The sequence below is a fragment of the Paenibacillus chondroitinus NBRC 15376 genome (genome assembly GCF_004000765.1).
GTDB classification, from domain to species: domain Bacteria; phylum Bacillota; class Bacilli; order Paenibacillales; family NBRC-103111; genus Paenibacillus_E; species Paenibacillus_E chondroitinus.
Window position 1 is genome coordinate 21237 of the sequence record NZ_BILW01000002.1, and the last position, 13582, is coordinate 34818.

13 protein-coding genes are annotated in these 13582 nt (G+C 48.2%); all 13 read right to left on the reverse strand.

The genetic code is table 11. The annotated features are described in order from the left end of the window. Window positions 1-42: 42 nt before the first annotated feature. Entirely contained in the window at window positions 43-318 is a 276-nt protein-coding gene (locus tag PCH02S_RS02595) for a hypothetical protein (RefSeq protein WP_127449807.1), read from the reverse strand. A 1-nt stretch (window position 319) separates the two neighbouring features. Beyond that, window positions 320-469: a YfhD family protein gene (locus PCH02S_RS02600; protein ID WP_127449809.1), complete on the reverse strand. Its 150-nt coding sequence runs from the start codon at window positions 467-469 to the stop codon at window positions 320-322. Between the two features lie 78 nt (window positions 470-547). After that, complete coding sequence (locus tag PCH02S_RS02605; RefSeq protein ID WP_127449811.1) at window positions 548-1336, reverse strand: hypothetical protein; 789 nt, start codon at window positions 1334-1336, stop codon at window positions 548-550. Between the two features lie 17 nt (window positions 1337-1353). Beyond that, on the reverse strand, window positions 1354-2577 hold the full coding sequence (locus PCH02S_RS02610) for an ABC transporter permease (protein WP_127449813.1): 1224 nt from the start codon (window positions 2575-2577) through the stop codon (window positions 1354-1356). Then, on the reverse strand, window positions 2574-3251 hold the full coding sequence (locus PCH02S_RS02615; RefSeq protein ID WP_127449815.1) for an ABC transporter ATP-binding protein: 678 nt from the start codon (window positions 3249-3251) through the stop codon (window positions 2574-2576). Before PCH02S_RS02615 ends, PCH02S_RS02610 begins: the two co-directional genes overlap by 4 nt. 83 nt (window positions 3252-3334) lie before the next feature. Then, window positions 3335-5065 carry an alkaline phosphatase gene (locus tag PCH02S_RS02620; RefSeq protein ID WP_307719921.1) on the reverse strand — a complete coding sequence of 577 codons (1731 nt, stop codon included), beginning with the start codon at window positions 5063-5065 and terminating at the stop codon, window positions 3335-3337. 242 nt (window positions 5066-5307) lie between these two features. Beyond that, a complete protein-coding gene (gene dnaJ / locus PCH02S_RS02625) occupies window positions 5308-6420 on the reverse strand; it encodes a molecular chaperone DnaJ (RefSeq protein WP_127449817.1) in 1113 nt (370 codons plus the stop codon). A gap of 108 nt (window positions 6421-6528) precedes the next feature. Beyond that, window positions 6529-8373, reverse strand: coding sequence for a molecular chaperone DnaK (gene dnaK, locus PCH02S_RS02630; protein ID WP_127449819.1), 1845 nt, complete (start codon window positions 8371-8373; stop codon window positions 6529-6531). Window positions 8374-8448: 75 nt separating this feature from the next. Further along, window positions 8449-9024 (reverse strand): nucleotide exchange factor GrpE, encoded by a 576-nt coding sequence (gene grpE / locus PCH02S_RS02635; RefSeq protein ID WP_127449821.1) that lies wholly within the window; start codon window positions 9022-9024, stop codon window positions 8449-8451. A gap of 60 nt (window positions 9025-9084) precedes the next feature. Further along, a complete protein-coding gene (locus tag PCH02S_RS02640) occupies window positions 9085-10626 on the reverse strand; it encodes a TCP-1/cpn60 chaperonin family protein (protein ID WP_127449823.1) in 1542 nt (513 codons plus the stop codon). After that, window positions 10623-11651, reverse strand: a complete 1029-nt coding sequence (hrcA, locus tag PCH02S_RS02645) for a heat-inducible transcriptional repressor HrcA (RefSeq protein WP_127449825.1) — start codon at window positions 11649-11651, stop codon at window positions 10623-10625. Before hrcA ends, PCH02S_RS02640 begins: the two co-directional genes overlap by 4 nt. Window positions 11652-11762: 111 nt before the next feature. Further along, the gene (locus tag PCH02S_RS02650) at window positions 11763-12236 is read right to left on the reverse strand and encodes an N-acetyltransferase (protein ID WP_246068928.1); all 474 of its coding nucleotides are present in this window, start codon (window positions 12234-12236) and stop codon (window positions 11763-11765) included. 159 nt (window positions 12237-12395) lie between these two features. Next, window positions 12396-13547, reverse strand: coding sequence for a radical SAM family heme chaperone HemW (gene hemW, locus PCH02S_RS02655; protein WP_127449827.1), 1152 nt, complete (start codon window positions 13545-13547; stop codon window positions 12396-12398). Window positions 13548-13582: the final 35 nt, after the last annotated feature.

A 13582-nucleotide genomic window follows, 5' to 3' on the forward strand; every position in this document is an offset into this window, starting at 1 on the left:
CGATTACTCGCGCATTACACGGGTAACGATGCTTTTGTTCGTTTATATGGAACCGCCGGCACTCTCAATAACACGGCATGCTTGATCGTACACAGAGTCGTCAATGACTGCAGTCAGGATGATATCCAAGCCTACTGACTTCATGTCCCCGTCTACGCTCATCATACTATCCGCCATCGCAGATTCAAAACCGCGTCCAATCTCATTATTGAACCGGTCCACCTGAACTTCAGCAGCTCTTAGCGCTTTAAGCTTGGCTGCCGCACCTTCGGCTTGCTCAGGAGAATGGAAATAAGCAAGAATTGCTTTTTCCGCCATGTTAATTGTCTTCCTGTCTATGATCCGCGGCTTTCGCCCGTTCGGCCGCCTCGAAATCGTCCCGATCGGCAACCTCAGCCGAAAATTCTACATCCTCATTTTTGGCAACTGGCAAATGACTTTGCTTTTCTTGATTTTGTTTCGCACTCATCGTTGAACCTCCTAAAAGCTATCATAGTAAAATCCAGTTTTTAGTTTGCCAAAACGAGTCTTTATTATACGAAACAGCCTATTCCTTTATTTTCTCGAAAGAGGCATCATAGAGCCGAAACATCGTCTTGTAACCCGATTCATCCAGCTTCACGCCTACATCGAGCTTGCCTGTGATGAGCAGTGGACCCGAAGTGTATCGAAGTTTGACATCATCCGGCACAAATACGATCATAATTTTATTCCAATAGGTTTCATCCCCATTATCAAAAGGGCATTCTGCTCCCGGTTTTGGTATCAGCAGGAACCAATGCTTTTCAAAGGAGAGTACTTCACCCATAAAGCCTTTGATTTGCACGGTTTTACCACTCATATCCCAGAAGCGATCCGAAGGGGTATCCTGTTTCTCATTGTCAAAAAACTGATCCCAGTTTATTTCGTTGGACGCTGGTGACTGCTTTACGGTTTTGCTTGGTTCCGTGGCCGTAGGCTTCGGTTGCGGGCTGGAGGGCGGCGCAGCATCCGTTTTGACATTTGTTGCGTCAACTTGTGGAGGTGTGCTTTGCACAGCTTTTGGAGGCTCCGATACTTTTGGAGATGGTACCGGTGTAGGCTGCGTTTCTGTAACGGTTGTTGTCGCCACAGGTTCTGCAGTAGGCTTTGGCGATTCGGACGGAACTGCTTTGTCCGGTGTAACAGATGGAACTGGCTGTGCACTTACAGTTGGAAGTGGAGAAGGCACAGAGCTTTCGATCGTGGTCTGATCCATACTGCCGAACGTTTGACCTGCGGTGTCCATTTTCTTTTGACCGCATCCTGAAACGAGTAGGACGACAGCCAAAACGGACGTGAACAGCATTTTTCTCATTTTCATCACCTCAGACTTCATGACTTGAATAATTGCAATGGATCTACACGATAGGCCTGCAATGCCGGTCCTGCTGAAGCAAGAACACCAATTCCTAATGTTCCTGCGATTAACAGCCATTCTCCTTGCATGAACTGAAAGGATTGCAGCTGCAAACCTGTATATTCAAATACAGCTTCGCGGCTTAAATAACCGCCGAGATGGCCTGACAGCATGCCCAGAACAAGGCCGATCACCGTCAGCAATAATCCCTCCCCGATCAGCGAGGACCAAATAAATCCTTTGGATTTTCCAATTAAACGCAGTAAAGCGACGTCTTTCTTCCGTTCATTCACAGCTGCGACAAGCGAAAGAAGGATGGTGCCTGCAGCAAGCAAAATGCAGATGATCGTTACAACCGTTAACGCCCCGGTTCCTTTATCGATGACGTTCACAACATCAGCAACCGCTTTGCTTGTATAAATCGCTTGAACATTGTTTATTTGACCGTATTTCGTTTTGATCAATTGCGCACCGAGCAGCGTCTTCGGCTTGATTAGAATGGAAGTAACTTCCCGATGTTCAGCATCCTGCCCCTCATGCACAGCCCAAGCGTAATCCAAAGTAGTAAAAACAGCACGATCATCGGAAGTAAATAATGGCGGTAAGATACCAACTACGGTATATGTAAAATTATGATGATGCTCCTCTTCAACCGATTCATCTCCGTGATCTTCGCCTTCCGCTTCTTCCAGCCCTTTAATCAAGCCGTGCGCGCCCTGGAATTTATCTCCGATATGAAGCCCTAGCGAGCTCGCAACGTGCGATCCGACAATGGTCTCGCCAAGCTTTCCGTACATTTTCCCTCCCGCCATCTGCTTCTCTGTTCCATAGCGGGAAGCGAAATAGCCGGGTTCAATCCCAACGATAGGAAATCCGTTATAATTATCTCCCGTCGTCATTGCATAGGCACGATCAACGGACTCATCCTTTTGAAGCTGGCTGAGCAGTGAAAACGGTACATTCCCTGTAGGAGCGCCTACATGATAATAAGTGTTCAAAGCAAGCTGCGACGCGCTGCCTTTGGCACCAATCGTTACCTCGAAGGGACCGTAGCCCTTCTCAGCTCCCTGCTCAAGCCCTTCGCTGCAAAGCAGTAAAAACACAACCAAAGCGGCCGTAATCGTTACAGATAAAATGGTTAGCAGTGAGAGTGTTTTACGGTGAAGCATATTTCTCCAGACTAAAGCCACTAATCTCATACGGCATTTCTCCTCGATAGCTCATTAATTTCCCCGATATGAATACGTGTCGGGTACATTTCCGCCAGATGCAAATCGTGAGTAACGGTAACGAGCGTGAGCTTCTCGGTCTCACAAATGTTCAGCAATAGCGACATGACCTCACCAGCTGTTTCCCAATCTAAACTGCCTGTAGGCTCATCGGCGAGCACAAGCTGCGGCTTAGTTAGAATAGCTCGAATTATGGCGGCTCTCTGCTGCTGACCTCTCGACAGCTCATTCGGCATATGATGCTGACGATCCTTCAAGCCGACTCTCTCAAACCAGTCGTCAAGCTGGTCTTTGGTCATCTTCTTCGACCAGGTATCCGGAACAATGAGCTCAACGTTCTGTCTGGCGGTCAGTGACGAAATCAAATGAAAATCTTGAAAAATATAACCGACATGCTCCGCACGGAAACGGTCTCTCTTACTTTGCGAAAACGTATGGAGCGGTAAGCCGTTCACACGTATTTCCCCTTCGTCTGGAACCATAACACCGCTGAGCAAGTGCAGGAGCGTGCTTTTACCGCTTCCGCTCGGGCCGAGCAAAGCAATGCGTTCCCCTTGCGCAAGGCTCCACGAAGGAACGCTTAGTATCTGCAGCTTTTGCCCATGCATCGTGAATGACTTTGAAATATTGTTCAACTCAATCATAGCTGTCCTCCAAATTCATAGGTCCAAGATAGGAAAAGAGGACAAGGGAAGCGTGATCCCCTGTCCTTTCTTTGCCTTTGCTTTTAGTTTTTCACGATGCGCTCGTTGAAGGAATCCCATGTCATCGTTTTGCCAGTCAGCTTATTGAATGCTTCCAGCGGCAGGTATAGCTTGCCATTGTCGACATTGCCAACAAGTGTGCTTTCGCTGCCATTTTCAGTGATAGCGCCCGTTTCAACAAGAACGGACAATTTTTGGTTGTCTTTGGAAAGTGTAACGGATTTCGTTGCTTCGTCCCAAACAACTTGAATATCTAATGCTTCAGCAAGCGATTTCGCTGTAAACAATGTTTTGTTATCGCGAGTCACTTTAAACAATGGATACAAGTACTTATCTTGCAATTCTTTTGTTGCTGCAGCAAGGTCAGCGCCAATTACTTTTGCACCGCTTTTGGCAATATCCGTATTATCGATGTCGCCTTTAACCAAAGAAGCGATCGGCCCGTATGCCCATACCCCAACGTCTACGCCAGTATGTCCATGTCCCGTCCAGCCAATAGCCAAACGCTTGGACACTACCGCGTTGTACCCGCCAGCACGCCCGTAGGATGAACCGTCACCTTTCAATATCAAAGCAACTTCCTCGTCAGACAAGTCTGTGAAACCAACGTTATCAGCAACGATTTTACGAACGTCTTCAGCTGTTTGAGCTGCTTTCAAAATTGCATCCAAATACTCATAGGAGTGCTTCTCCTTGTTAAACAAATCAACATTCAATTCGTACACATTGTTAATTCCCAAGGACAATCCGCCTGTTTCGTGGTCAGCCGTGACAACAACGGAAGTATTTCCGTCTTTTTTCGCGAAATCAACCAACGTTTTGAAAGTTGCATCCAGCTCCAGCATTTCTTGAACGTTAGCTGGCAGATCGTTTGCGTGGCCCGCGTGATCGATACGTCCTTGTTCAACCAATAGCACGAAACCATCTTTATTTTGGGATAAAATATCAAGTGCTTTTTGCGTCATTTGCGGTAAGCTTGGTGTGCTCGCATCGCGGTCCAGTACGTATGGAATTTCGTTCATTGCGAAAAGTCCAAGTGCATGGTCAGCTGTAGCTGGAATTGCATCTAAACCTGCTTTATCAAACGCTGTTTTGAAGCCTTTTGCTTCATAGTCAGGAATGATATTTTTGTCAGTACGTTTTCCTTTATCGTCTTTTGTTACAAAGTTCGTTTTACCGCCTCCGAAAAAAACATTCACTCCGCTTGCTAAGTATTGCGAAGCAATTGCATTTTGATTGCTGCGCTGGCGAACATGGGATGCCCATACCGCAGGTGTTGCTCCAGTAATATTATCTGTAGTAACAAGTCCGGTTGCTTTGCCCTGCTTCATTGCTGCTTCAATGACTGAGCCAAAAGGCTTGGCAACGTCACCGTTAGACACGCTGATAGCATTATTATAAGTTTTGTTACCAGTCGAGAAGGCCGTTGCAGCTGCAGCGGAGTCTGTTACAGCACCGGATTCCGACGTGTATGGACCTGGTTGCGAGTATGTAGTTGCTTTACCAACATAGTATCCGCCATCAAGCTCTAAGCGGTCTTTATTTAAAAACTTTTTGGAGTAGTATCTTGCTGCCGTCACTTCAGCCGGACCCATGCCGTCACCGATCAGTACGATCAGGTTTTTGGACTGCGGTTTCTCGGTTGGAACAGAAGTCGGAGTTGTTTCAGCAGCTGATGCTACGCCAGCTACGTTTAAGGCCAGTAAGGAAATGGCTAGACCGGATCCCATGATTTGTTTCAAGCTTTTTTTCAAGGTGTATTCCCTCCAAATATTAAGTATCTCACGTAATCTAGCATAACTTTCATAGATTAAGAGGAAGTTATCGTTACGTATTCGCTATGTAAAAGATTCCATATACTGTTAGCTGAATGTAAACAAGTTGTGAACGTGCATCCTGCAGCCAAACAAAAAAACACTCCACCTGGCCTTTTCAACAGATCAAAATCTGTGAAAACGTCAAGGGAGTGTTCATGGTTCTTATTGAAAATATGAATTTAGTCGCCCAAGAAAGCTCTTTTCATACGTTCGAAAATCGATTGGTTCTGCTCATGCGTATGCTCACCGGTTTGTTTGCCGAATTGGCGCAGCAAATCCTTCTGATCTTCGCTCAAGTTCGTAGGCGTTACCACAATCACTTTCACGTGTTGGTCACCTTGACCAAAGCCGCGCAAGTGCGGAACCCCTTTTCCTTTTAAGCGGAAATACGTATCGGTTTGCGTGCCAGCCGGAATTTTGAGCTTGACTTTCTCTGTCAGCGTCGGGATCTCGATCTCATCACCAAGTGCCGCTTGCATAAAAGTAAGTGGTACTTCGCAATAGACATCATTGCCTTCACGCTCAAAGAATTCATGGGATTTCACGCGAATGACGACGTAAAGATCACCAGATGGGCCTCCACGAGTACCGCCTTCTCCTTCGCCTGATACGCGAAGTTGTGCGCCGTCGTCCACACCAGCTGGAATCTTGATGTGAATGGTGCGTTGTTTTTTCACTTTACCCGCGCCATGGCAGGTTCCGCATTTTTCTTTAATGATTTTACCGGAGCCATTACATTGCGTACATACGCGGCGATTCACAATGCGGCCGAATGCCGTATTTTGTACAACTTCTTGTTGACCGCTGCCGTGACAGCCGCCGCAAGTTTCCGGCTTCGTTCCCGGCTTGGCGCCAGAGCCGTTACACGTATCGCAATTTTCAGTTCGCGGAATATGAATATCGGTTTCTTTACCGAAAATCGCTTCCTTAAACTCAATCGTCATTGTGTATTGCAAATCGTTTCCGCGCTGCGGCGCATTCGGATTACGACGGTTACCGCCGCCACCGCCAAAGAACATATCAAAAATGTCGCCAAAGCCGCCACTGAAGTCTTGGCCGCCCATCCCCTGGTTCGGATCAACGTGACCAAACTGGTCATATTGGGCTTTCTTCTGATTATCGCTAAGCACATCATACGCGTCTTTTGCTTCTTTGAATTTATCTTCCGCATCCGCAGCTTTATTCACGTCAGGGTGATACTGACGCGCCATTTTACGGTAAGCCTTTTTGATGTCTTCTTGCGAAGCATCCTTGCCGACCCCAAGCACCTCGTAATAATCACGTTTACTCATTGTTCCACTCCCATGTTCAAGACTACAAACGGAAAGTCAAAGCCACGGGGAACCCCCTTGGCTTTGACTCATTCGTTTCTACACATCCAGCATTACTATAGGATATGTTTATTTTTTTTGTTCGTCAACCACTTCGTAGTCCGCGTCAACAACATTTTCTCTGCCTTTAGGAGCTTCGCCTGCGCCTGCATCAGCTGCGCCTTCAGTTCCTTGCGCCGCGGAAGCTTGCTCATACAGCTTCACAGAAAGCTGTTGGATCACTTCTGTAAGCTCTGCCGTTGCCGCTTTGATCGTTTCGAGATCGTTGCCAGCTAGAGCAGCTGTTACTTTTTCTTTGGCAGCATTTGCTTTATCGATCTCGCCTTGGTCTACTTTGTCGCCAAGATCTTTGATCGTTTTGTCAACGGAGTATACAAGTTGATCGGCTTCGTTACGAGCTTCTACAAGCTCTTTACGAGCGCGGTCTTCTTCAGCGTGAGCTTCCGCGTCTTTCACCATTTGTTCAACTTCCGCATCGCTTAAGCCGCTGGAAGAAGTGATCGTGATTTTTTGGCTTTTGCCTGTTCCTTTATCCAAAGCGGATACGTTCACGATACCATTCGCATCGATATCGAAGCTAACTTCGATTTGCGGAACGCCGCGAGGAGCCGGAGGAATATCACCAAGCATGAAACGGCCCAGTGTTTTGTTGCCGCTAGCCATGGAGCGCTCACCTTGAAGCACGTGAATCTCTACGCTAGTTTGGTTATCTGCATAAGTGGAGTACACTTGTGATTTCGTTGTTGGGATCGTCGTGTTGCGATCGATCATTTTCGTGAACACGCCGCCTGCTGTTTCGATACCAAGGGAAAGTGGCGTTACGTCAAGAAGAACAACGTCTTTAACTTCACCAGTCAATACACCAGCTTGAACTGCTGCGCCTAGAGCAACAACTTCATCCGGGTTAACGCCTTTGTGAGGCTCTTTACCTGTCAATTTTTTGATCGCTTCTACAACCGCAGGAATACGAGTGGATCCGCCGACAAGAACAACTTTGTCGATTTGGCTAGTGGATAACCCGGAATCTTGTAAAGCTTGACGAGTTGGTCCAAGCGTTCTTTCTACCAAGTGAGCGGAAAGTTCTTCGAACTTCGCACGAGTAAGGTTTAACTCCAAGTGCTGTGGCACGCCGTCAGCTACTGTGATGAACGGTAGGGAAACCGTTGTCGTCAGTACGCCGGAAAGCTCTTTTTTCGCTTTTTCAGCAGCATCTTTCAAACGTTGAACCGCTGCTTTATCTTTGCTAAGGTCAATGCCTTGCTCTTTTTTGAATTCAGCTACGAGGTAGTCAATGATGACTTGGTCAAAATCATCGCCACCCAGTTTGTTGTCACCGCTTGTTGCTTTAACTTCGAAGAAGCCATCGCCCAATTCAAGGATGGACACGTCAAACGTACCGCCCCCAAGGTCATAGACCAGAATTGTTTGGTCTTCTGTTTTCTCCAAGCCGTATGCAAGCGCTGCAGCTGTAGGCTCATTGACGATACGAAGTACTTCAAGACCAGCAATTTTACCAGCATCTTTCGTTGCTTGGCGTTGGCTGTCGTTGAAATAAGCGGGAACTGTGATAACCGCTTGTGTTACCGATTGGCCCAGGTAAGCTTCTGCGTCAGCTTTCAGCTTTTGAAGAATAATCGCTGAAATTTCTTGTGGCGTATAGTCTTTGCCATCGATGTGCTCTTTGTGGTTCGTACCGATGTGACGCTTGATGGAGCTGATTGTTTTGTCAGGATTTGTGATCGCTTGACGTTTTGCTGTTTCACCAACAACACGCTCGCCATCTTTCTTGAAACCAACAACGGACGGCGTCGTGCGGTTACCTTCCGGGTTAGGAATGACGACAGCTTCTCCGCCTTCCATAACAGCTACGCAAGAGTTTGTAGTACCTAAGTCAATACCAATTACTTTACTCATGTTAAAGCTTCCTCCTTTTGCTCCTAGGGAACATTTGAATAGATTCGATATTTTTATTGTTTAAAATGATAAGATCTAGAAGCTAACTTTCACCATAGCTGGTCGGATGACTTTATCTTTAAGGATATAACCTTTTTGAAGCTCCTCAACGACAATGCCTTCCTCGTGCTCGTCAGATTCAACCTGCATGACAGCCTGGTGGAATTCCGGGTTGAACGGTTGACCAACGGCTTCGATCGGCTTCAGGCCTTCAGCCGTCAGCAGTTGATCCATGCCGCGGTACGTCATATCCAAACCTTTGGCCAATGCGTCGAAATCCTTCGTCTCTTTACTTGACGCTAACGCGCGATCGAAGTTATCTACAATCGGCAAAAGCTGCTCAATCAATTTAAGTGAAGCATATTTAGCAAAGTCTTCCTTCTCCGCTCTAGCGCGGCGGCGGAAGTTGTCGAAGTCCGCTTGAACGCGCAATAAACGCTGGTAGTTTTCTTCGGCTTGCACACGCGCCTTCTCTAATTCACTTGCCTCCGCAGAAGCATCAGCTTGAGTGTCTTGAGCTGCCGCATCTTCCTGGTTTTCTGCGGTTTGCTCGTTGTCGGCTGCGTATGTAGTGTTCACGTCTTGCTCTTCTGTTTTGTTATCAGTACTCAATTGTCCTTCACCTCCTCAACATAATACAACAAAATTTCGTTATCGTCAGTTTGCCCAGCTTTACTCTTCTTCAAAAGGCTGCTTCATCTTAATCACGGTATGAATACGCAGTACAGCGGCAGCAACCTCTCCTGCAGCCTGCAATGCATGAATTTTCACATCTGCGGGGTCTACAATGCCGGCTTCAACGAAATCCGTCACCTGACCGGTGTCGCAATCGATTCCGAGGCTGTCGGTTTCCAGCGCGATCTGCGCCGCTTTCAGCTCTTCAACCTTCTCAAGCGGATTATAACCCGCGTTGACAACGATCTGAGCCAGCGGCTTGCGCAGTGCTCCCGCGACAGCGGCCACACCGAAGCCCTCCATGCCCTTCATCGTCTCGCGGACGCGCTCGAGATCATGCGCGACCGCCATCTCTGCGGCGCCGCCTCCGGGCAAGTACCCGCCGCGCACGGCGGCTTGCACGGCCGAGGCGGCATCCTTGGCGATGCGCGAGCGCTCATGCGCCGCTTCGCGCGTCGCCGCGCCGACGATCACGGTCACGTGCTGCTCGCCGTGACCACCCGCTACGCGCACGCGCCCCAGGCGCTCGTCGTACGCGGCATAACCCGCGCAGCCTAGCGCCGCGTCAAGCTCCGGCGCGCTCTTGCGCAGCGCCGTGCGACGCACCGGCCGAGCGCCGGTGTGCTCGCTCAGGTGCTGCAAGTCCCTGCGGGACAAGCGCTGCAGCACGATGATGCCATGGTCGGAGCAGAACTGCTCCGCCTCGGGGTCAACCCCGCGGTCGGACGCGATGAGTCCGACCCCAAGCTCCAGCAGCGACGCAAGGTTGCTGCGGAAAAGCTCTCTCAGCTGCATGTAGCGCTGGAAGCCTGCCTCGGTGACCAGCGATTCCTCGCTGACCGCCTCAGGCTCCAAGGCATCATGCAGCACAAGAATGCGGGCATCTCGCCGCTCTTGGTCGAGATGCAGGTTCATCGGCTTCTGGTTCAGCAGAATGCCGGTCCAGACCTCGCTGCTCGCCTCTTCATGGGCGATCACGCTGTCTGCGAAGCGATAGCCGTCTTCGCGAAGCTTCGCCTCGCCGACCGCTTCGGCGGCTTGAACGATGAGCCTCGCGATATCCGTCTGCTCTCGGCCTGCCGTAATCGCGATGCGTTTCAGCGCATCATCGTTGAGACCCGTGATCGCGCGGCTGCGGCGCTCAAGGCTTTCTACCGCCAGCTCGATGCCTTGCAGCATCCCGCTGACGACCTTGGCAACCGGTACGCCGCGCGTGACTTGCGCGACGCCTTCTTGCACCAGCGCGCCGGCAAGAACCGTCGCTGTCGTCGTGCCGTCGCCAATTTGCCGCTGCTGGCTCCTTGCGACTTGAATCATCAATCTGGCTGCTGGATGGGAGACGTCCATCTTTTCTAAAATGGTGACTCCATCATTGGTGATGATGACATCGCCCTGTCCTCCAACCAGCATGGTGTCCAGTCCCTTAGGGCCCAGTGTGCCCTCAACCGCGGAACAAATAGCCCTAACGGCTGCTGCATTATTAACTAATGTAGAGTAGCGTTCTTCGCCCTCGCTGTGTCCTGTCTTGATACCGCTCATTTGCCGTACCAACGTCCCAGCACGTCTTCCATTTGCTTCGATAAATGATTCATTAAACTAATGACCCTGCCGTATTCCATTCGCGTTGGCCCCAAGATGCCTATGGTACCCAGAGGCTGGCCGCCAATCGAATAGGAGGCCGTAATCAAACTGCAATTATTTATGGCTTCAATACTATTTTCAGCACCGATTTTGATCTCCATGCCTTCATTTGTTGGAGTAAACAATTTGATAAGTGTAGGTGCTTCTTCCAATAGATCAAAAATGCTTTTCACCTTGTCAACATCCTTAAATTCAGGCTGTGTCAGCATGTTGGTCATACCGCTAAGAAACACGCGATCCTTCTCATCACTTTGCAGCACACTTTCCACAACCGAAAGCAGCTCCTGGTAACCATTCACATATTTGCCCAGCTCGCTCGCGACTTCATTATAAAGTCGGGATTTAAACTGGATCAGCGGCACATTCTGCAATTTGGCATTTAGAATATTGACAACCTTCTCGATGTCGGACATTCGAATACCATCAGGAATCGTAATCGTTTTGTTCTCCACATGCCCTGTATTCATGACAATGATGGCAACAGCAGTCGTCTCGGTAAGAGGGATAATCTGCAGATGTTTCAACGTCGTACTGAATACCTCAGGCCCGAGCACAATCGATGTATAATTCGTCAAGGAGGACAGTACACCGGCAACATGCTGGATAACACCTTCCATCTCTTGAATGCGCTGAGCAAAAGTGCCCTTCATTGAATTCAAATCATTCTCATGCAAAGTGCCATGCTGGAGCAGATGATCGACATAGTAACGATAACCTTTGTGCGAGGGTATACGGCCTGCGGACGTATGGGGCTGCTCCAAGTAACCCATCTCTTCGAGATCGGACATTTCGTTACGAATCGTTGCCGGGCTAAATCCGACATTGCCTCGTTTAGAAATACTTCTTGAACCAATTGGCTCTGCTGAACGAACATAATCATCTATGATAGCACTCAAAATCATGCGTTGCCGATCCGTCAACATCAAGTACCCCTCCTCTTCACAATCGCTCTATGATCACTTTCGTTAGCACTCGTATTTAGTGAGTGCTAAATCCTAATACAAAAATAACAGACCCTAAGGTCTGTTGTCAAGTCAATCCAATCGTTTGAGTACGGCGATTTCATCGCAGCAATACTGTTTTTTGCAATGCATACAATCTTTCCAAACCTTCTCCGGAAAAATCTCTTTTGGTACAAGGGTAAAACCATTTTTTTGAAAAAAAGCAACTTCATACGTTAGCGCCATGACTTTCACAATGCCTTGGCTTCTTGCTTCTTCAACCAGGAAATCAACAAGCTTGCCGCCAATTCCTTGCCCTTTGAAGCCTGGCGTCATCCCTAGCGAGCGAATCTCGACAAGATCTGGTCCAAGCCTTGTAAGGGAGCCGCAGCCTATTAATGTACCATCATGCTCAGCAACGACGAAAGAGTCAATTTGCTCCTCCAGCATTTCCTTGGTACGCGGCAGCATAATGCCCTGCTTCGCATAGCCTTGTATAATTTCATAAAGCTTATCGATATCGATGATCGATGCTTTCCTAACGGACACTGTAGTTGATGAATTCACTGTCATCCCACCAATCGCAACAAAAATGCACAAAACCCACGCTAGCGTCTTCACAGCCTAACTGCTGCAACGCTTGTGGATTCATGTATAAATATACAACATACCGTATATTTGCACAAGGAATTTTTTGCCCGATTCCGGGTCAAATTCAAGAAGTGCCTAAGTTAAGAAGGAAGCAAACACTTCGTTGCCCAGCAGAATGCCCTGTTTGGATAACCGATACCCGTCCGGCGTTCGCTCCAACAGCTTTTTCTGTTCCCAGCCTTGAATGGTTTCTCCGAAATGCGCTTCAATCGTGTCTCCAAACTGCTCTTGGAAATCGACATTCCGAACGCCTTCCAACAGACGCAAGCCGACCATCATGAAATCTTCCATGGCTTCCTGCCGCGTAACTTCAAATTGTTCCATGATTGGCAAGCCGACTTTAGTGGCATCAATGTATGGCTGAATCCCTTTTACATTCACATGACGCTGCCTATTCATATAGCCATGCGCGCCTGCGCCAAGCCCATAGTAAGATCGGTTGCGCCAATACATCGTATTGTGCCTGCTTTCCCGCCCTGGCTTCGCAAAGTTGCTAATTTCATATTGCTTGTAACCTGCAGCTTCCAAACGTTTCATAATGAGCTCATACATATCGACCTCTTCATCTTCACTTGGCAGCGGCAGCTGATTTTTGTTGAATAACGTATGGAACAACGTATTTTCTTCCACTTTTAAGCTGTAGATGGAGTAATGCTGCAGATCAAGCGATAAAGCTTCATCCAGGGTCGCCTGCATGATCTCAACGGTTTGTTTCGGCAAACCAAACATTAAGTCGATGGACAAATTGTCAAAGCCAAGCTTTTTGGCATTCTCAATGCTTCTATGCACATCATCTGTATTATGAATACGGCCAATTGCCGAAAGCAAATCATTGTTAAATGACTGTACGCCAAAGCTTATACGGTTGACTCCGCCTTCTTTCATTACCGCAAGCTTATCTTCATCCGTCGTTCCCGGATTGGCTTCCATGGAAAATTCGACTTCCGCCGCGTCAGCCGGAAAATACGTGCGTACCATCCGCAAAAATCGTTCCATTTGATCAGGAAGCAAAACAGTCGGTGTTCCTCCGCCTACGAAAATTGTCTCAACTTTAGCCGGCGGGTTATTTTTTACGGTAAGCTCCATTTCACGTTCCAGCGCGTCTAAATATTCCATAACAGGCTGGCCTTTGAGCACATAGGAGTTAAAATCGCAATAATGGCATTTATTTGTGCAAAACGGGATATGAATGTACACAGCAGTTGGAGCTGCATAAGTAACTAACATAAGGGTATTTCCTTTCTATCCTGGACAGCCTAATT

Bases quoted from the DNA above. Each gene is read 5' to 3' on its own strand.
- PCH02S_RS02595 (WP_127449807.1), bottom strand. From the start codon at position 318: ATGGCGGAAAAAGCAATTCTTGCTTATTTCCATTCTCCTGAGCAAGCC.
- PCH02S_RS02600 (WP_127449809.1), bottom strand. From the start codon at position 469: ATGAGTGCGAAACAAAATCAAGAAAAGCAAAGTCATTTGCCAGTTGCC.
- PCH02S_RS02605 (WP_127449811.1), bottom strand. From the start codon at position 1,336: ATGAGAAAAATGCTGTTCACGTCCGTTTTGGCTGTCGTCCTACTCGTT.
- PCH02S_RS02610 (WP_127449813.1), bottom strand. From the start codon at position 2,577: ATGAGATTAGTGGCTTTAGTCTGGAGAAATATGCTTCACCGTAAAACA.
- PCH02S_RS02615 (WP_127449815.1), bottom strand. From the start codon at position 3,251: ATGATTGAGTTGAACAATATTTCAAAGTCATTCACGATGCATGGGCAA.
- dnaJ (WP_127449817.1), bottom strand. From the start codon at position 6,420: ATGAGTAAACGTGATTATTACGAGGTGCTTGGGGTCGGCAAGGATGCT.
- dnaK (WP_127449819.1), bottom strand. From the start codon at position 8,373: ATGAGTAAAGTAATTGGTATTGACTTAGGTACTACAAACTCTTGCGTA.
- PCH02S_RS02640 (WP_127449823.1), bottom strand. From the start codon at position 10,626: ATGAGCGGTATCAAGACAGGACACAGCGAGGGCGAAGAACGCTACTCT.
- hrcA (WP_127449825.1), bottom strand. From the start codon at position 11,651: ATGTTGACGGATCGGCAACGCATGATTTTGAGTGCTATCATAGATGAT.
- hemW (WP_127449827.1), bottom strand. From the start codon at position 13,547: ATGTTAGTTACTTATGCAGCTCCAACTGCTGTGTACATTCATATCCCG.